Origin of the sequence: Stenotrophomonas sp. NLF4-10 (genome assembly GCF_022359915.1) — a bacterium.
In the GTDB taxonomy this organism is placed as follows: domain Bacteria; phylum Pseudomonadota; class Gammaproteobacteria; order Xanthomonadales; family Xanthomonadaceae; genus Stenotrophomonas; species Stenotrophomonas daejeonensis.
In genome coordinates this window covers 350001-367953 of record NZ_JAKSEE010000003.1, presented here as the reverse complement: position 1 = coordinate 367953, position 17953 = coordinate 350001, and the positions used below count along the sequence as shown (strand labels likewise).

The window sequence follows — 17953 nt, the reverse complement described above, 5'->3', positions numbered from 1 at the left end:
AACCCGCGGCGGTGCGGCGCGCTGGGCGGGCACCGGGTCAATCGCCCCCTGTGCAGCCTTCCTGCTGCCGGCAGAAGCGCAGCGCGCGAAGGCGCTGCTGCTCGCTCAGCTCCGGTGGCGGGCGGGCGACGGCGGACTGGATCTGGTCGCGGCCGTTGCTGAGCTTGTGCAGGCCCTTTGCGGCAGCCATCAGGCCGTAGTTGATGCCCATCATCAGGTAGCCGCCGCTCAGGCTGACCTGCTCCGGCGTGGGCGGCTCGCTCCATGAACGGCTGAAGCGGTTGTCCTCCACCTGCACCGGGTTCCTGAAGCGGTACAGGTCCAGTGGCTGATCGTCCTCGGGCTTGAGCGCGCGCACCTCGCCCAGGGTGGTGACGTCGCCTTCGGCCGGCGTGGGCCGGAATGCATCCCCGGCGACCGCCGCAGGCTGTTCCGGCAGCGCCTGCTGCGCCTGTGCCACGCCGATCAGCATCGTGCCGGCCAGCGCCATCGACCGCCATCCACCCGCCTTCACCGTTGCCGTCTCCATCCTGCATGCCGGGCCGGCAGTTTACGGACGGCGGATTCGGATTTCGTTGGCAACCGGCCGTCTCACGGGATGAGACGCCGGTGTGCTTCCATGCCGTCCTTTGATCGGCAGTACCGGCATGGCGTTTTCCCTCGCTCCCCGCACCGAAGCCAGCGAACGGGCGCTGGCGACCACCGACGGCCTGCCCTCGCGCGACGGTGCCTTGCTCGGCAAGCGACTGGCGAAGCGCTACGGCGACCGGGTGACGGGCAGCTTCACGATTCCCGGCCGCGAGGGCCGTTACGCGCCGATTCCCGATGACGTGCCCGATGCACTTAAAGCGGCGTTGCAGGCGCGCGGCATCGGGCAGCTGTATTCGCACCAGGCCGAAGCGTGGGCGGCGACGCAGCGTGGCGAACACGTCGCCATCGTCACCCCCACCGCGTCAGGCAAGTCGCTGTGCTACACGCTGCCGGTGGTGAGCGCAGCGATGGCCGGCAATGCGAAAGCCCTGTACCTGTTCCCGACCAAGGCGCTGGCGCAGGACCAGGTGGCCGAGCTGCTGGAACTGAACCGCGCCGGCGAGCTGGGCGTGCGCGCCTTCACCTTCGACGGCGACACCCCGGGCGATGCGCGGCAGGCGATCCGCCTGCACGGCGACATCGTGGTCAGCAACCCGGACATGCTGCACCAGGCGATCCTGCCGCACCACACCAAGTGGGCGCAGTTCTTCGAGAACCTGCGTTACGTGGTGATCGACGAGATCCATACCTATCGCGGCGTGTTCGGCAGCCACGTCACCAACGTGATCCGCCGGCTCAAGCGCATCTGCGCGTTCTACGGCGTGCAACCGCAGTTCATCCTGTGCTCGGCCACCATCGGCAACCCGCACGCGCACGCCGAGGCACTGGTCGAGGAGCGGGTGCACGCGATCACCGAATCCGGCGCGCCCAGCGGGCCCAAGCACGTGCTGTTGTGGAACCCACCGGTCATCAACCCCGACCTCGGCCTGCGCGCCTCGGCGCGCTCGCAGGCCAACCGCATCGCCCGCATCGCGATCAAGAGCGGGCTGAAGACGCTGGTGTTCGCGCAGACGCGGTTGATGGTGGAGGTGCTGACCAAGTACCTGAAGGATATCTTCGACAACGACCCGCGCAAGCCGGCGCGCATCCGCGCCTATCGCGGTGGTTACCTGCCCACCGAGCGCCGCGAGGTGGAGCGGGCGATGCGGGCCGGCGACATCGATGGCATCGTCAGTACCTCGGCGCTGGAGCTGGGCGTGGACATCGGCGCGCTCGACGTGGTGGTGCTCAACGGCTACCCCGGCAGCGTGGCGGCGACGTGGCAGCGCTTCGGTCGCGCCGGCCGCCGCCAGCAGGCCGCGCTCGGGGTGATGGTCGCCAGCAGCCAGCCGCTGGACCAGTACGTCGTGCGCCACCCGGATTTCTTCGCCAGCGCCACGCCCGAGCATGCGCGCACCGCGCCGGACCAGCCGCTGATCCTGTTCGACCACATCCGCTGCGCCGCGTTCGAGCTGCCGTTCATGAGCGGCGAACCGTTCGGGCCGATCGACCCGCTGGTGTTCCTGCAGGCGCTGGCCGAGAGCGAGGTGGTGCACCAGGAGGGCGAGCGCTGGGAGTGGATCGCCGACAGCTACCCGGCCAACGCGGTGAGCCTGCGCGCGGTGGCCGACGGCAACTTCGTGGTGGTGGACCGCAGCGACGGCAAGCAGCAGATCATCGCCGAGGTGGACTACTCCACCGCCGCGCTTACCTTGTACGAAGGCGCGATCCATATGGTGCAGAGCACGCCCTACCAGGTGGAGCGGCTGGACTGGGACGGGCGCAAGGCCTACGTCACCCGCACGCACGTGGATTACTACACCGACAGCATCGACTTCACCAAGCTCAAGGTGCTGGACCGCTTCGACGGCGATGGCGCCGGGCGCGGCGACTCGCACCACGGCGAGGTGCACGTGGTGCGACGCGTGGCCGGCTACAAGAAGATCCGCTACTACACGCACGAGAACATCGGCTACGGCCCGGTCAACCTGCCCGACCAGGAACTGCACACCACCGCGGTGTGGTGGCAGTTGCCGCAGGCCACGCTGCTGCGCGCGTTCGCGCAGAAGCAGGATGCGCTGGACGGCTTCCTCGGCGCGGCCTATGCGCTGCACATCGTCGCCACCGTGGCGGTGATGGCCGATGCGCGCGATTTGCAGAAGGCGGTGGGCAACGGCGATGGCGCATGGTTCGCGGTGGCCGACCAGAGCGGCCGCGGCCAGTTGCGCGGCAACGAGGGTGGCGACGGCGCGGTGGAGCTGATGCAGAGCTTCGTGCCCACGGTGTATCTGTACGACAACTTCCCCGGTGGCGTGGGCCTGAGCGAGCCGCTGTGGCAGCGTCAAGGCGAGTTGGTGCAGCGCGCATTGGAACTGGTGGAGCGCTGCGACTGCAACGCCGGCTGCCCGGCCTGCGTCGGCCCGGTGCTGGCTGCGCAGGAGGAAGGTGGTGGCGAGACGCCACGTTCGCTGGCGTTGAATGTGTTGTCGCTGCTTTCCGACGAGCGCTGCGGGCAGGTGCCGGCCGCCATACCCGCCGACGAGGCGCTCGACCTGTTGCCATGAGCATCAGCCTGGACAAGCTGAAGGCGCTGCGGAAGCAGGCGGGGCATACGGATGCACCCGCTGCCGCTGCACCTGCCGTTGTAGGAGCGCCGCCAGTCGCGAAGCCGATACAGCCGGAATCCGAGGTAATGCCCGTTTCTCCGGATACATCCGGCAATTCGCCGGCCTCGGCAGATTCATCGGCTTCGCGACTGGCCGGAGCCGGCATGCCGGCCCCACTCCTACAACAGCCGAGGCAATCCACGCGCGAGGCATCGGTGTTCGGCTGGGTGGAAAACATCCAGCACAAGCCACGTCGCGCACCGGACGGCAACGCCCTGCGCCGCCTGCTGGCCACCCGCAACCGCGCCATCGCGCCCGTGCCACGTACCGAACGCGGCCCCCTCGACCGCGACCTGCCCGGCACCGAGATCGCGCCCGGCCTGCACCTGATCGAAGCCTTCCTGCCGCAGCCCATCCCCGCGCAGCCGCTGTCGCTGGCCTTCAGCAAGCGCCCGGACGAAAGCGTGCAGCCGCGCGACATGCTGTTCTTCGACACCGAAACCACGGGGCTGGCCGGCGGCACCGGCACCCGCGCCTTCATGATCGGCGCGGCCGACTGGCAGCGCGACGCCACGCACGGCGAAGGCCTGCGCGTGCGCCAGCTGCTGATGGCCACGCTGGGTGCGGAACGCGCGATGCTGGAGACGTTCGCCGGCTGGCTGGCGCCGACCACGGTGCTGTCCAGCTACAACGGCCGCTGCTACGACGCACCGCTGCTCAAGACCCGCTACCGGCTGGCGCGGCGTGGCGACCCGCTCTCCGCGCTGGACCACGTGGACCTGCTGTTCCCCACCCGCCGCCGCTACCGCGGCACCTGGGAGAACTGCCGGCTGGCGACCATCGAACGCCAGCTGCTGCGCATCCAGCGCGAGGACGACCTGCCCGGCTCGGAGGCGCCGGCCGCGTGGCTGGATTACCTGCGCGGCGGCAGCGCGCGCAACCTGCGCCGCGTCGGCGAACACAACCACCAGGACGTGGTGACGCTGGCGCAGTTGTTCCTGCAGTTGGTGCGGGCCGAGGCGGAGTAATGGCTTTTCCTTCTCCCGTCGGGAGACAGCTTGGCAGGATTGCCAAGCTGCACGGCGAAGCCGCCCGAAGGGTGAGGCACAGGGATGTGCCGAATGCAGGTGCCCGAAGGGCGGATGAGGGGCGAGCGAAGTCCATGATGTTTGAACCCTCTGTACTCCGTTCGCCCCTCACCCCAACCCCCACTCCGTGCCCCGGCCCACGCCAGCGGCGTGGGCGCTCAACCGCACACGCGCCAGTGGCGCGTAAGCCGTGCGGCATCGCCCCGGAGGGAGAGGGGCTTTATTCCACCCCGCGCCTTGATTTCAACCGCTGACCGGCTCGGCAACGCCCTCGCGAATCGCCTTCCGGATCATCGCCTCCACCTCGCGCCGTGCGCGCGCACTGGCCTCCGCCTGCTGCTTGCCCAGCCGGGCCTGCTGCTTGCCGAGTTCGGCCTGCTGGCGCGCCAGCGTTTCCATTTCGGCACGCATGGCCGGGCTGTCCATTTCCGCGCGCGCCTTTTCCGCTTCGCGGCGCGCGTCCTCGGCCGCCTTGCGCAGGACCGCGCCGTCGTCGCGGGACAGTGCCAGTTGCGCCTGCCGGGCGGCGATGGCCCCGATGCGGGCGCCGATTTCGCCCATCTGCGCACCGATCTCGCCCTGGCGCTCGCCCAACCGGCCCTGCTGCTCGCCAAGCCGGCCCTGTGCCTCGCCCAGCCGCGAGGTTTCGGCGAACGCCTGCTGGAAGTGCGACAGCGTATCGGCATCGCGCACGACATACGCCTGCCCGTCGCGGCGCAGCAGCAGCACGCCGTTGCCGTCGTCCAGCTGCCGTGCCTGCTGCAGGTCGGCGCTGGAGCCGTTCATGATGCTGTGGTTGTCCTTCAGCAGCACGTAGCCGTTGCGGCTCGCATCGCTGGAGAGGTGGATCACGCCCTGCGCATCGAGCGGCGGGGCCGGCGGCGCAGGGGGAGCTGGTGGCGGCGGCGGGACGGCCGGCGGCGGCGGTGCGGGAACCGCGGCGGGCGCGGCGCCGGCCGATATCACGGTGTTCAGTACCGACGTGCCGGCGACCGGGGCCGCGGGAGCGGCCGGGGCGATGGGTGCCGCGGGCGGTGCCGGCGGGGCGGGCGGCACCGGCATGGCGACCAGCCGCATCGGCAGTACGCCGGCCAAAGCCACCGCGGCGACGATCAGGCCCGCGCCCACGCGCGGGAAGGAGGATGTGTTCTGCAACATGAGCAGTCTCCGCTTGAGGCTGAGGAAGGTCGGCGAGGCGCTGGCAAGGCCGGCACCGGGCCGCGGGGCGACGCCCAGCTGCAGCAGCAGGCGTCCGTAGTGCTGGCGGCAATGGCGGTCGCCGGCGACCACCGCCGCATCCACCGCCGCTTCGCGGGCAATCGCGTATTCGCGCGCGGCCAGGTGCACCAGCGGATGGAAGAAGAACAAGTGCTGGGCCAGCGCCGGCAGCAACCCCCACCACAGGTCGCGGCGCTGCAGGTGCACCAGCTCGTGGGTCAGGGCCATGTCCAGGTCGTCGTCGCCCATGCGCTGCAGGCCGCGCGCCGGCAGCAGCAGCACCGGCTGCCACGGGCCGACCAGCTGCGGCGAATCGATGGCCGCGCTGAGCATCAGCCGCGGCGCGCGGCGCAGGCCGTGCGCCTCGGCCGCCAGCTGCAACGCGGCATCCAGGCGGCGGTCGTCGCAGGGTCGCGCCATGCGCAACAGGGCACGACTGGCGCGCCATGCCGAAGCGGTCCGCAGCGCCATCACCGCCACCCCGGCCAGCCACAGCGCCATTGCCACGTGCAGCCACGACCAGCCGCTTTCCAGTGGCAGCGGCGTCATCACCACCAACGGTGCCGCGGCGTCAGCCGGCGCCGGCGCGGCCTGCTGCACCAACTGCGCGGCTTCCACGGCCGGCAGCACCGGCAGTTCCAGCGGCGCGGCCCACAGCAGGCCCAGCACCGCCTGCAACGCCACCAGCCACCACAGGCCGCACTGGGTGGCGGCCGGCAGGCGCCGCACGCAGCGGCACAGCAGCCATACCACGGCGGCCAGCGCCACGGTCTGCACGCTGGTGGCCAGCAGGCGGTTGCCAAGCAGTTCGAGCAGGGTGTCCATGGTTCAGTCCTCGCGGCGCTGCGATTGCAGCCGGCTGACCAGTGCCTGCAGTTCGGCCAGCTCGTCGTCGCTGACCTCGGCCTTTTCCGACATCCATGCCACGAACGGCGAGATCGAGCCCTGCAGGGTCTTCTCGACGAAGCTGCCGACCGCGCTGTTCACCACTTCCTGCTGCCCGGCGGTGGCCTCGTAGCGGTAGACGCCGGCGTGCTGCGCGCGCCGCAGGTAACCCTTTGCCCGCAGGCGCTCCATCATGGTCAGCACGGTGGAGCGGGCCAGCCCGCGCGACTCGCCGAAACCGGCGGCCACTTCGCCGACGCTGGCCGGCTGGTTCTCCCCGAGGTAGTGCAGCAGGGCCAGTTCCTGGTCCCCGATGGTCTTGCGGCGCATGCCCGGCTCCATGACTACATTTGTCGTCACGGTAGCGGTGACGACAAATGTAGTCAATAGCCCGGAGGGCGGGGCGACCTTCGTCGGGCCGGCGGCGTCAGGAAACGGTGCTGTCGATCCGCCAGCGGGCGAACTCTTCCTCGAACTCGGCCAGCGTCAGCAGGCCCATGCAGGCATGTGCACCCACCGGCAGCGGCTCGCCGGCGGCCAGCCGGCGCGCCAGCAGCACTGCGGCGAAGGTGGGGATTTCCGGACCGTGCAGCATCGGCGCGGTGAGGTCCCAATGCAGGGTGTGCTCGACGCCGTCGCGCAATCCGCGCAGGGTCACGCGCATGCCGCCCAGGTCGCTGCCGAAGCGGTCGAAGCAGCGCCCGGCGCGGGCGAACACGCCGGCCAGCGCTGCCATCGGCAATGGCAGGCCGTGGCGGCGCAGCCAGGCGATGCCGGCCAGGCACCGCGACAGCAGCGGCAGCTCCAATGCGGCGCGAAAGCGCACCGTCTGCACGCCGGGGTGGCGCTGCACCAGCAGGTCGTGGTCGGGCACGTCGCAGGGCGAGGCCAGGCGCGGGGCGATGCGCGCGAACGTCACCGGCTGCGGGCCGGCCCAGCCGGTCACTCGCTGCCAGCGCCCGTCGACCCAGCATTGGAACGGCTTGCCGCAGTAAGACAGCACCGCGCGCACCGTGGCCATGCCCAGCGGCGTGGCCTGCGCCGGGGCGATCACGATGTCGATGGCCTGCAACACGTCGAAGCGCCCGCGCAGCGCATCGACCACCGCGCTGGACAGCGCCGGCAGCGTGCTGGCGCCGCTGATCGCGCAGCGCCCGGCCTGCCGCGCCACCGCGTCCAGCTGCGCGGGGAAGTCACGCACGAAGGCACGGCCATCGGCCAGGTCGATGTAGTGCATGCCGGCCTGCAGACACGCCTGCGCGACGTCGTAGCCCTGCCCCTGGAACGGCCCGGCGGTGTGGATCACCAGCGCGGCACCGGTGGCGGCCAGTTGCGCCGGGAAATCGGCGGCGGCGACGTCCAGCCGGCACAGCTCGATGCGCGACAGGTCGACGCCGGGCAGGTGGCGCGCGGCCGCCTCGGGATGGCGCCCGGCCGCGATCACCCGCAGCCACGGCGACGACGCCAGCGCACGCACGATGCGCGCGCCGAAATGCCCGTATCCCCCCAGTACCAGCACACGACAAGCGTCCGGCTGCGGCATCACCCCTCCAATGCGACGAATCCAGCGCGATTATCGGCCTGCGCCGCGCGTTCGCGCACCGCTCCGCGCTCCTGTCCTATCCTTGGGCCATCCCCATTCCGCTGTGGAGCCCTTGATGCATTTCCCATCGACCATCCGCGGCCCGCGCCGCGCCCTCGCCCTGATGGCGGCCACCGCGCTGGCCCTGCTCCTGGCCGCCTGCAACGGCCCGGTCCCGGAAGAGCAGGACCGGGCGCTGGACCAGGCCCAGCAGGCCGCGGCCGAAGCCGCCACGCCCGATCCCGACGCCGCCGCCACGCCGCCGCCGGTGGGCAGCTGCGACGCCAGCCAAGTGCAGGGGCTGGTCGGCCAGGCATATACGGACGAACTGGCCGAGCAGGCCCGGCAGGACGCCGGTGCCGGCCAAGTACGCCAGCTCAAGCCCGACCAGATGATCACCCTGGAGTACCTGGGCGAGCGCCTGAACATCGAGGTGGACGAGAAGAACCTGGTCAGCGGGGTTCGCTGCGGTTGATCGCCGCAGCGGCCAAAGCCTTGCAGGGCAAGGCTTTGGTTGCCGCCGCAACGATGTATTGCGGCGTCGCAGCATCCATGATCTAGTCGAGCGCATCCGGTGGCCTCAACGCTGCGCTCCAGTGACGGGCATGCCGTGCACGTGCAAGCAACACCGCCGTGCATGGCATGGCGCGATGGACGAGGGAGAGGTGTCGCCGCTCACCTGACATCGCACTGAGGCACAGATGACCCTCCGCAACCGCCAGGGGCTCTACGACCCACGGGACGAACGCGACGCCTGCGGCTTCGGCATGGTCGCGCAGCTGGACGACCAGCCTTCCCGCCTTCTCGTCGACACCGCCATCGCCGCGCTCTCGCGCATGACCCACCGCGGCGGCGTCGCCGCCGACGGCCTCACCGGCGACGGCTGCGGCCTGCTGCTGCGCAAGCCCACCGCCTTCCTGCGGCGGCTGGCCGAGGAAGCCGGCCTGCAAGTTGGCCCCAACTTCGCCGCCGGCGTGGTGTTCCTGCCGCACGACGCGGGCGAGGCGCAACGCTGCCGCGACGAGCTGGACACGCAGCTGCGCAACGCCGGTTGCCAGCCGCGCGGCTGGCGCGTGGTGCCCACCGACGACAGCGTCTGCGGCGAACTGGCGCGCGCCACGCTGCCGCGGGTCGAGCAGGTGTTCGTCGATGCCGGCGCCGGCCAAGGCGCCGAGCCGTTCGCGCTGGCGCTGTTCCTCGCCCGCCGCCGCAGCGAGCAGAACCTGCGCGACGTGGCCGACTACTACGTCACCACGCTCAGCGCCGAGGCCATCAGCTACAAGGGCATGGTGCTGCCGGACAAGCTTTCGACCTTCTACCCGGACCTGCAGCGCCACGAACTGGCCTCGTCGGTGGTGGTGTTCCACCAGCGCTTTTCCACCAACACGATGCCGCGTTGGCCGCTGGCGCACCCGTTCCGGCTGCTCGCCCACAACGGCGAGATCAACACCATCGAGGGCAACCGCCACTGGGCGCAGGCGCGCAGCAAGGTGTGGAAGACGCCGAAGTTCGACATCGCCGAGTTCGACCCGGTGATCTCGATGCACGGCTCGGACTCGCAGAGCATGGACAACATGCTGGAGCTGATGGTGGCCGGCGGCATGGAGCTGATCCAGGCGCTGCGCATCCTGGTGCCGCCGGCGACGCAATCGCTGGAATTCAAGGACGCCGACCTGGCCGCGTTCTACGAATTCCACGGCCTGAACACCGAGCCGTGGGACGGCCCGGCCGGCATCGTCGCCTGCGACGGCCGCTACGCCGCCTGCACCCTGGACCGCAACGGCCTGCGCCCGGCACGCTGGCTGCTCACCTCCGACCGCCACTTCCTCGTCGCCTCCGAGGCAGGGGTGTGGGAAGTGCCGACCGAGCGCGTGGTGCGCAAGGGCAAGCTCGGGCCGGGCGAAATGATGGCCATCGACCTCAAGCGCGGCGACCTGCTCGACTCGGACGCCATCGACCGCATCAACCGCGCGCGCGCGCCGTACAAGCAGTGGCTGCACCAGGGCGTGACCTGGCTGCAGACCGAACTGATCGACCCGTCGCTGGCCGAGGAGCCGTTCGACGAGGCCACGCTGCGCAGCTACCACAAGCTGTACCAGCTCACCGCCGAGGAAGTGGACCAGGTGTTGCGGCCGCTGGCCGAGATCGGCCAGGAAGCCACCGGCTCGATGGGCGACGACACCCCCATCGCCGTGCTCAGCCGCAGCACGCGGCCGCTGTACGACTACTTCCGGCAGGCGTTCGCGCAGGTCACCAACCCGCCGATCGACCCGCTGCGCGAAGAGTGCGCGATGTCGCTGACCACCCAGCTCGGCCGCGAGACCAACATCTTCCACGCCGGCCCGGAGACGGTGAACCACGTCATCCTCAACTCGCCGGTGCTCAGCCAGCGCAAGCTGCGGCAGCTGCTGAAGATGGAGCAGTACGTCGAGAAGAACCGGCTGATCGACCTGTCCTACGGCGTCGAGGAAGGGCTGAAGGCCGGCATCGAGCGCATCTGCGCGCAGTGCGAGCAGGCCGCGCGCGAGGGCGTGGTGATGCTGCTGCTGTCCGACCGCTACCCGGTGCCGGAGCGACCGATGGCGCACGCGCTGCTGGCCACCAGCGCGGTGCACCACCACCTGTCGAAGGTGGGCCTGCGCTGCGACGTCAACCTGATCATCGAGACCGGCACCGCGCGCGACGCGCACCACATGGCCTGCCTGCTCGGTTTTGGTGCCACCGCGGTGTACCCGTATCTGGCCTACCAGACCCTGTTCGACCTCGGCCGCCGCGGCATCCTGCAATTGAAGAAGGGCGGCGAGGTCTCGCAGATCGGCCGCAGCTACCGCAAGGGCATCTACAAGGGCCTGTCCAAGATCATCTCCAAGATGGGCATCTGCACCGTCGCCAGCTACCGCGGCGCGCAGCTGTTCGAGATCATCGGCCTGGACCCGGACGTGATCGACCTGTGCTTCCCCGACGCCACCGCGCGCATCGGCGGCGTCGGCCTGGCGCGGCTGGACACCGAGGCGCGCGAGCTCACCGTGCGCGCCTGGAACGAGCAGGTGCCCACCGAGGTCGGCGGCCTGCTCAAGTACGTGCACGGCGGCGAGTACCACATGTACAACCCGGACGTGGTGATGACCCTGCAGCGCGCAGCGCGCAGCGGCGACGCCGCCGACTGGCAACGCTACTGCGAGGCGGTGCACGCGCGCCCGGCCTCGGCGCTGCGCGACCTGCTGCAGCTCAAGCCGGCCGCCGTGCCGGTGCCGCTGGACGAGGTGGAACCGGTCGAATCGCTGTTCAAGCGTTTCGACACCGCCGCGATCTCGCTGGGCGCGTTGTCGCCGGAGGCGCACGAGGCGCTGGCGATCGCGATGAACCGCCTCGGCGGCCGCTCCAACTCCGGCGAAGGCGGCGAAGACCCGGTGCGCTACGGCACCGACAAGCGCAGCAAGATCAAGCAGGTGGCGTCGGGCCGCTTCGGCGTCACCGCCGAATACCTGGTCAATGCCGAAGTGCTGCAGATCAAGGTCGCCCAGGGCGCCAAGCCCGGCGAAGGCGGCCAGCTGCCCGGGCACAAGGTCAACGAGCTGATCGCGCGGCTGCGCTACGCCAGGCCCGGCATCGGCCTGATCTCGCCGCCGCCGCACCACGACATCTATTCGATCGAGGACCTCGCGCAGCTGATCTACGACCTCAAGCAGGTCAACCCGGAAGCGCTGGTGTCGGTGAAGCTGGTCTCGCATGCCGGCGTCGGCACCATTGCCGCCGGCGTGGTCAAGGCCGGCGCGGACCTGATCACCGTGTCCGGCCACGACGGCGGCACCGGCGCCTCGCCGATCAGCTCGATCCGCTATGCCGGCGTGCCGTGGGAACTGGGTGTGGCCGAGTCGCACCAGGCGCTGGTCGGCAACGACCTGCGCGGGCGGACCATCCTGCAGACCGACGGCGGCCTGAAGACCGGGCTGGACGTGGTCAAGGCCGCGCTGCTGGGCGCGGACAGCTTCGGCTTCGGCACCGCGCCGATGATCGTGCTGGGCTGCAAGTACCTGCGCATCTGCCACCTCAACAACTGCGCCACCGGCCTGGCCACGCAGGACGAGCGCCTGCGCGAGCACCACTACACCGGCCAGCCCGAGCGGGTGGAGAACTTCTTCCGGCTGCTGGCCGGGGAGGTGCGGCAGTGGCTGGCCTATCTTGGCGCGCGTTCGCTGGACGAGATCGTCGGCCGCACCGACCTGTTGCAGCAGCTGGAGGTGGAGCCGCGCGAAGGCGTCAGGCTCGACCTCTCACGCCTGCTGGCCCCGGCCCATTACGACGGCGCGCACTGCGCGGCGCAGCGCCTGTACCAGTCGCCGGACAGCCTGGCCACGCAGATGGACAACCTGCTCGGCGACGCCATCGCCCGCAAGCGTGGCGGCGAGCACCGCTTCCTGATCCACAACACCGACCGCTCCATCGGCACCCGCCTGGCCGGCGCGGTGGCCCGCGCGCACGGCAACCACGGCATGGCCGACGCCCCGCTGCACCTGCGCTTCCGCGGCACCGCCGGGCAGAGCCTGGGCGCGTTCAACGTCGATGGCCTGAACCTGGAAGTGGAAGGCGAGGCCAACGACTACGTCGGCAAGGGCATGGCCGGCGGCCGGCTGGTGGTGCGCCCGCCGCGCGGCGCCCGCTTCGAGGCGCGCAACACCGCCATCGTCGGCAACACCTGCCTGTACGGCGCCACCGGCGGCGAGCTGTTCGCCGCGGGCCGCGCCGGCGAGCGCTTCGGCGTGCGCAATTCCGGCGCGCTGGCGGTGATCGAAGGCGCCGGCGACCACTGCTGCGAATACATGACCGACGGCATCGTCGCCGTGCTCGGCAAGGTCGGGCAGAACTTCGGCGCCGGCTTCACCGGCGGCCTGGCCTACGTGCTGGACATCGACCGCGACTTCGTCGACCGCTACAACCACGAGCTGATCGACATCCACCGCATTTCCAGCGAGGGCTTCGAGAACTACCGCCAGCACCTGCACACCCTGGTCGGCCGCCACCGCGAGCTGACCGGCAGCATCTGGGCGCAGCAGATCCTCGACGAGTTCCGCGACTACGTCGGCAAGTTCTGGCTGGTCAAACCGAAGGCCGCCAGCATCGAATCGCTGGCCGAGTCGCTGCGCAGGGCCGCCTGACGGCGGCGGGAACAGGGAACGGGGAATGAAACGTCTCCTTTCCCTCCCGCTTCCCTCCCCGCCCGCATGACGCTTCATTCCCTGTTCCCCGTTCCCCCATTCCCGGCCTTTCCCCATGTCCCGAAAGCACGCCTTCCAATACCTCGACCTGCCCCGCACCATGCCGCAGCGCATCCCGGTGGAACTGCGCACGTCCGGCGACTGGGGCGAGCTGTACGGCAAGTTCGACAAGGCCGACGCGCAGTACCAGGCCGGCCGCTGCCTCGACTGCGGCAACCCGTACTGCAGCTGGAAGTGCCCGGTGCACAACGCCATCCCGCAGTGGCTGCAACTGGTGCAGGAAGACCGCATCCACGAGGCGGCGACGCTGTGCCATTCGACCAATCCGCTGCCGGAAGTCTGCGGCCGGGTCTGCCCGCAGGACCGCCTGTGCGAAGGCAGTTGCACGCTGGAGGAGTTCGGCGCGGTGACCATCGGCGCGGTCGAGAAGTACATCGTCGACACCGCGCTGGCCACCGGCTGGAAGCCGGACCTGCACGCCGTGCAGGCCACCGGCAAACGCGTGGCCGTGGTCGGTGCGGGCCCGGCCGGCCTGGCCTGCGCCGACCGGCTGGCGCGTGCCGGCGTGCAGGCGGTGGTGTTCGACCGCTACGAGCAGATCGGTGGCCTGCTGCAGTTCGGCATCCCCAGCTTCAAGCTCGACAAGAGCGTGATCGCCAAGCGCCGCGAAGTGCTCGAAGGCATGGGCGTGCAATTCCGCCTCGGCGTGGAGATCGGCCGCGATATCGGCATCGAACAGCTGGAAACCGAGTTCGACGCCGTGTTCCTCGGCACCGGTGCCTACCGCTACACCGACGGCGGCCTGCCCGGGCAGGACCTGAAGGGCGTGCTGCCGGCGCTGCCGTTCCTCGTGCAGAACGGCCGCATCGTCGGCGGCACCGACCCGCAGGGCCGGCCCATCGCCGGCTGGGAAGACCAGATCGCCCTGCCTGACCTGACCGGCAAGCGCGTGGTGGTCCTTGGCGGTGGCGACACTGGCATGGACTGCGTGCGCAGCGCCATCCGCCTCGGCGCGGCACGCGTGACCTGCGCCTATCGCCGTGACGAAGCCAACATGCCCGGCTCGGCGCGCGAAGTCGCCAACGCCCGCGAGGAAGGCGTGCGCTTCCTGTTCAACCGCCAGCCGCTGTCGATCGAGGCCGGCGCCGACGACGAGGTGATTGGCGTCACCGTGGTCGAAACCCGGCTCGGCGAACCCGACGCCAACGGCCGCCGCAACGCCGAGCCGATCATCGGTTCCGAATCGCTGCTGGAAGCGGACGTGGTCATCATCGCCTTCGGCTTCTCGCCGACCCTGCCGGAATGGCTGGGCTCGCACGGCGTGGAAGCCACCGGCAACGGCCGCATCGTCGCCGGCGGCAGCACCCGCCTGCCCTACCAGACCCACAACCCCAGGCTGTTCGCCGGCGGCGACGCGGTTCGCGGCGCCGACCTGGTGGTCACCGCGGTCGCCGAAGGCCGCGACGCGGCTGCCAGCATCATCAAGCTGCTGCTGCACTGACAGGGTCAAACCCCGGGAAGCAAAAGCCCCTCTCCCACCGGGAGAGGGGTTGGGGTGAGGGGCGAACGGAGTCCAGATAGTTAACCATTATGGACAGCGTTCACTCCTCACCCACCCTTCGGGCACCTGCATTCCTGCCGGGCTATCTCCTCAAGGGAGAAGGAAAACTCCCCCAGGATTTACACTCAAACCCCCAACCCCAGCGAGAACCCCATGCGCATCGGCCTGGCCGCCAACCGCCTCCACCACGAACGCGCCGACGCCGCCCTGTTCCGCTGGCTGCGCGCCAGCGCCACCGGCATCCGCGAACTCGGCGTGGCGTTGCACGCCGTCGGTCGCACCCATGACGCCATCCTCGCCGCGCTGCCGGCCGGTGGCCTGCCCGGCCTGACGCGCTATCCCAACGGCCGCGAAGGCGGCTTGATGAAGCTGGTCGCCGAGATCGTCGGCATGGGCGCGCCGGAGCGCACGCTGGATGGCGCGATCTACCTGATCGACCCGGTGGACCCGTCCTCGGTCTTCCCCGAAGCCATCGCCCTGAAGCGCCAGTGCGTCATCCACGGCAAGCCCTTCATCTCGACCGTGGCCAGCGCCCGCGATTGGGTCGAGATGGAGCGCATCCACGCCGGCCTGCCCGCCGACCCCGGTGCCGACGGCCTGCACGACTTCGGCAACCAGACCCTGGCGCTGATCGCCCACGACGCCCGCAAGCCGCAGATGCTGGCCTTTGCCGCCGAGCATTTCGACGTGCTTTCGCGGTTCGCCCAACGCATCGGCACCGGCACCACCGGGCAACATCTGAACGAACTGGCGTGGAGCCGCGGTTGGCCGCGCGAGCAGGAGTGGATCCAGCGCTTCCAGAGCGGCCCGCTCGGCGGCGACGCGCAGATCGCCGACCGCGTGCTGGAAGGCCGTTGCCAGCGGGCGATCTTCTTCGAGGACCCGCACGTGGCCCGCCAGCACGAAGCCGACATCCAACTGCTGGAACGCGCGGTGACCACGGTGACCGACGAAGCGGTCTGCATCACGGCCCCCAACCTCGCCGCCCGTTGGGCCATCGCGGCCCGGCGACGCCCGCAGCAGCGTTGAGCTTCACAGCGAGGTAAACAGCAACGGCGCCGAAAGGCGCCGTTGTTGATTGAGCTTTCGATTTCACCTTATCTGGACGATGGCATCGGCTTCATCGGTAGAGTGGGGCTCGCCCCGCTGGGCTTTGTCGAGCCAGCTTCAGCGGGGCAAGCCCGGCTCTACAGGCGGTGGCGGTAGTTTCCCCGCGGGAGCTTGGCCTGCGTGTGCTTGGCGCCCAAAAGCAAACCCCCGCTGCTTGAGCAGCGGGGGTTTGGAGGAAAAGCCCCTGGCGATGACCTACTCTCGCATGGCTTGAGCCACACTACCATCGGCGCAGCTGCGTTTCACTTCCGAGTTCGGGATGGGATCGGGTGGTTCCACAGCGCTGATTTCACCAGGGAGAGGGTTGGAGGGTCGCCGTTTCCAGCGCCAGCCTCTCGTAGGGACTTGTGACGTAGCGTGCACTTGGGTTCTATCGACATGTCATGTCGGCCAAGGCAACTTGAGGTTATATGGTCAAGCCACACGGATCATTAGTATCAGTTAGCTCAATGCATTGCTGCACTTACACACCTGACCTATCAACCACGTAGTCTACATGGTTCCTTCAGGGGGCTAGAGCCCCGGGAAGTCTCATCTTGAGGCGCGCTTCCCGCTTAGATGCTTTCAGCGGTTATCGCTTCCGAACATAGCTACCCGGCAATGCCACTGGCGTGACAACCGGAACACCAGAGGTTCGTCCACTCCGGTCCTCTCGTACTAGGAGCAGCCCCTCTCAAACTTCCAACGCCCATGGCAGATAGGGACCGAACTGTCTCACGACGTTCTGAACCCAGCTCGCGTACCACTTTAAATGGCGAACAGCCATACCCTTGGGACCGACTACAGCCCCAGGATGTGATGAGCCGACATCGAGGTGCCAAACACCGCCGTCGATATGAACTCTTGGGCGGTATCAGCCTGTTATCCCCGGAGTACCTTTTATCCGTTGAGCGATGGCCCTTCCATACAGAACCACCGGATCACTAAGTCCTACTTTCGTACCTGCTTGATCCGTCGATCTTGCAGTCAAGCACGCTTATGCCTTTGCACACAGTGCGCGATGTCCGACCGCGCTGAGCGTACCTTCGAGCTCCTCCGTTACTCTTTAGGAGGAGACCGCCCCAGTCAAACTACCCACCATACACGGTCCCCGACCCGGATTACGGGCCCAGGTTAGAACGTCAAGCACGACAGGGTGGTATTTCAAGGATGGCTCCACCACAACTGGCGTCATGGTTTCATAGCCTCCCACCTATCCTACACAGACGAACTCAACGTTCAGTGTAAAGCTATAGTAAAGGTTCACGGGGTCTTTCCGTCTTGCCACGGGAACGCTGCATCTTCACAGCGATTTCAATTTCACTGAGTCTCGGGTGGAGACAGCGCCGCTGTCGTTACGCCATTCGTGCAGGTCGGAACTTACCCGACAAGGAATTTCGCTACCTTAGGACCGTTATAGTTACGGCCGCCGTTTACTGGGGCTTCGATCAAGAGCTTCGCCTTGCGGCTGACCCCATCAATTAACCTTCCAGCACCGGGCAGGCGTCACACCCTATACGTCCACTTTCGTGTTTGCAGAGTGCTGTGTTTTTGATAAACAGTCGCAGCGGCCTGGTTACTGCGACCCTCCTCAGCTTTGACCCGCATGGGCCACCAAAGAGGGTGCACCTTCTCCCGAAGTTACGGTGCCATGTTGCCTAGTTCCTTCACCCGAGTTCTCTCAAGCGCCTGAGAATTCTCATCCTACCCACCTGTGTCGGTTTACGGTACGGTCTGCGTAAGCTGAAGCTTAGGAGCTTTTCCTGGAAGCGTGGTATCAGTGACTTCGCCTAAAAGGCTCGTCTCGGTGCTCGGTCTTGAAGGAACCCGGATTTGCCAAAGTTCCAAACCTACCGCCTTTCCCCGGGACAACCAACGCCCGGTACACCTAACCTTCTCCGTCCCTCCATCGCACTTACGCGAGGTGCAGGAATATTAACCTGCTTCCCATCGACTACGCATTTCTGCCTCGCCTTAGGGGCCGACTCACCCTGCGCCGATTAACGTTGCGCAAGGAAACCTTGGGCTTTCGGCGTGCGGGTTTTTCACCCGCATTATCGTTACTCATGTCAGCATTCGCACTTCCGATACCTCCAGCAGACTTCTCAATCCACCTTCACCGGCTTACGGAACGCTCC

Annotated in this window: 10 protein-coding genes and 2 rRNA genes (1 of these 12 running past the window's edge); 6 read left to right on the top strand and 6 right to left on the bottom strand. The window is 68.6% G+C overall.

Going from position 1 to position 17953, the window contains the following annotated elements; all coding sequences use genetic code 11:
- Positions 1-37: 37 nt before the first annotated feature.
- Complete coding sequence (locus MIC98_RS01690) at positions 38-490, bottom strand: hypothetical protein (RefSeq protein ID WP_239737988.1); 453 nt, start codon at positions 488-490, stop codon at positions 38-40.
- A 157-nt stretch (positions 491-647) separates the two neighbouring features.
- Here MIC98_RS01690 and MIC98_RS01685 point away from each other — a divergent pair, with 157 nt between their 5' ends.
- Positions 648-3134, top strand: coding sequence for a DEAD/DEAH box helicase (locus MIC98_RS01685; protein WP_239735084.1), 2487 nt, complete (start codon positions 648-650; stop codon positions 3132-3134).
- Positions 3131-4204: a ribonuclease H-like domain-containing protein gene (locus MIC98_RS01680; protein WP_239735083.1), complete on the top strand. Its 1074-nt coding sequence runs from the start codon at positions 3131-3133 to the stop codon at positions 4202-4204. Before MIC98_RS01685 ends, MIC98_RS01680 begins: the two co-directional genes overlap by 4 nt.
- A gap of 303 nt (positions 4205-4507) precedes the next feature.
- Here the strand turns inward: MIC98_RS01680 and MIC98_RS01675 are convergent, their stop codons facing one another.
- The 3 genes from MIC98_RS01675 to MIC98_RS01665 form a co-directional block, all read right to left on the bottom strand.
- Entirely contained in the window at positions 4508-6307 is a 1800-nt protein-coding gene (locus MIC98_RS01675) for a M56 family metallopeptidase (RefSeq protein ID WP_239735082.1), read from the bottom strand.
- A 3-nt stretch (positions 6308-6310) separates the two neighbouring features.
- Complete coding sequence (locus tag MIC98_RS01670) at positions 6311-6709, bottom strand: BlaI/MecI/CopY family transcriptional regulator (protein ID WP_211258141.1); 399 nt, start codon at positions 6707-6709, stop codon at positions 6311-6313.
- 85 nt (positions 6710-6794) lie between these two features.
- Positions 6795-7910: a saccharopine dehydrogenase NADP-binding domain-containing protein gene (locus MIC98_RS01665; RefSeq protein ID WP_057639583.1), complete on the bottom strand. Its 1116-nt coding sequence runs from the start codon at positions 7908-7910 to the stop codon at positions 6795-6797.
- A 163-nt stretch (positions 7911-8073) separates the two neighbouring features.
- Here MIC98_RS01665 and MIC98_RS01660 point away from each other — a divergent pair, with 163 nt between their 5' ends.
- The 4 genes from MIC98_RS01660 to MIC98_RS01645 all read left to right on the top strand — a co-directional run bounded on the left by MIC98_RS01660 (position 8074) and on the right by MIC98_RS01645 (position 15755).
- The gene (locus MIC98_RS01660; RefSeq protein ID WP_057639603.1) at positions 8074-8424 is read left to right on the top strand and encodes an I78 family peptidase inhibitor; all 351 of its coding nucleotides are present in this window, start codon (positions 8074-8076) and stop codon (positions 8422-8424) included.
- A gap of 226 nt (positions 8425-8650) precedes the next feature.
- Positions 8651-13105, top strand: a complete 4455-nt coding sequence (gltB, locus tag MIC98_RS01655; RefSeq protein WP_239735081.1) for a glutamate synthase large subunit — start codon at positions 8651-8653, stop codon at positions 13103-13105.
- Positions 13106-13220: 115 nt separating this feature from the next.
- Positions 13221-14666 (top strand): FAD-dependent oxidoreductase, encoded by a 1446-nt coding sequence (locus tag MIC98_RS01650; RefSeq protein WP_239735080.1) that lies wholly within the window; start codon positions 13221-13223, stop codon positions 14664-14666.
- Between the two features lie 213 nt (positions 14667-14879).
- Positions 14880-15755 carry a methylglyoxal synthase gene (locus MIC98_RS01645; RefSeq protein WP_239735079.1) on the top strand — a complete coding sequence of 292 codons (876 nt, stop codon included), beginning with the start codon at positions 14880-14882 and terminating at the stop codon, positions 15753-15755.
- Positions 15756-16018: 263 nt separating this feature from the next.
- Here MIC98_RS01645 and rrf read toward each other — a convergent pair.
- Both rrf and MIC98_RS01635 read right to left on the bottom strand, forming a co-directional pair.
- Positions 16019-16133, bottom strand: a 5S ribosomal RNA gene (gene rrf / locus MIC98_RS01640).
- A gap of 113 nt (positions 16134-16246) precedes the next feature.
- Positions 16247-17953, bottom strand: a 23S ribosomal RNA gene (locus MIC98_RS01635) (it continues 1172 nt past the right edge of the window).

Bases quoted from the DNA above. Each gene is read 5' to 3' on its own strand.
- MIC98_RS01690 (WP_239737988.1), bottom strand. From the start codon at position 490: ATGGCGCTGGCCGGCACGATGCTGATCGGCGTGGCACAGGCGCAGCAG.
- MIC98_RS01650 (WP_239735080.1), top strand. From the start codon at position 13,221: ATGTCCCGAAAGCACGCCTTCCAATACCTCGACCTGCCCCGCACCATG.
- MIC98_RS01675 (WP_239735082.1), bottom strand. From the start codon at position 6,307: ATGGACACCCTGCTCGAACTGCTTGGCAACCGCCTGCTGGCCACCAGC.
- MIC98_RS01680 (WP_239735083.1), top strand. From the start codon at position 3,131: ATGAGCATCAGCCTGGACAAGCTGAAGGCGCTGCGGAAGCAGGCGGGG.
- MIC98_RS01685 (WP_239735084.1), top strand. From the start codon at position 648: ATGGCGTTTTCCCTCGCTCCCCGCACCGAAGCCAGCGAACGGGCGCTG.
- MIC98_RS01665 (WP_057639583.1), bottom strand. From the start codon at position 7,910: ATGCCGCAGCCGGACGCTTGTCGTGTGCTGGTACTGGGGGGATACGGG.
- MIC98_RS01670 (WP_211258141.1), bottom strand. From the start codon at position 6,709: ATGGAGCCGGGCATGCGCCGCAAGACCATCGGGGACCAGGAACTGGCC.
- gltB (WP_239735081.1), top strand. From the start codon at position 8,651: ATGACCCTCCGCAACCGCCAGGGGCTCTACGACCCACGGGACGAACGC.
- MIC98_RS01660 (WP_057639603.1), top strand. From the start codon at position 8,074: ATGGCGGCCACCGCGCTGGCCCTGCTCCTGGCCGCCTGCAACGGCCCG.
- MIC98_RS01645 (WP_239735079.1), top strand. From the start codon at position 14,880: ATGCGCATCGGCCTGGCCGCCAACCGCCTCCACCACGAACGCGCCGAC.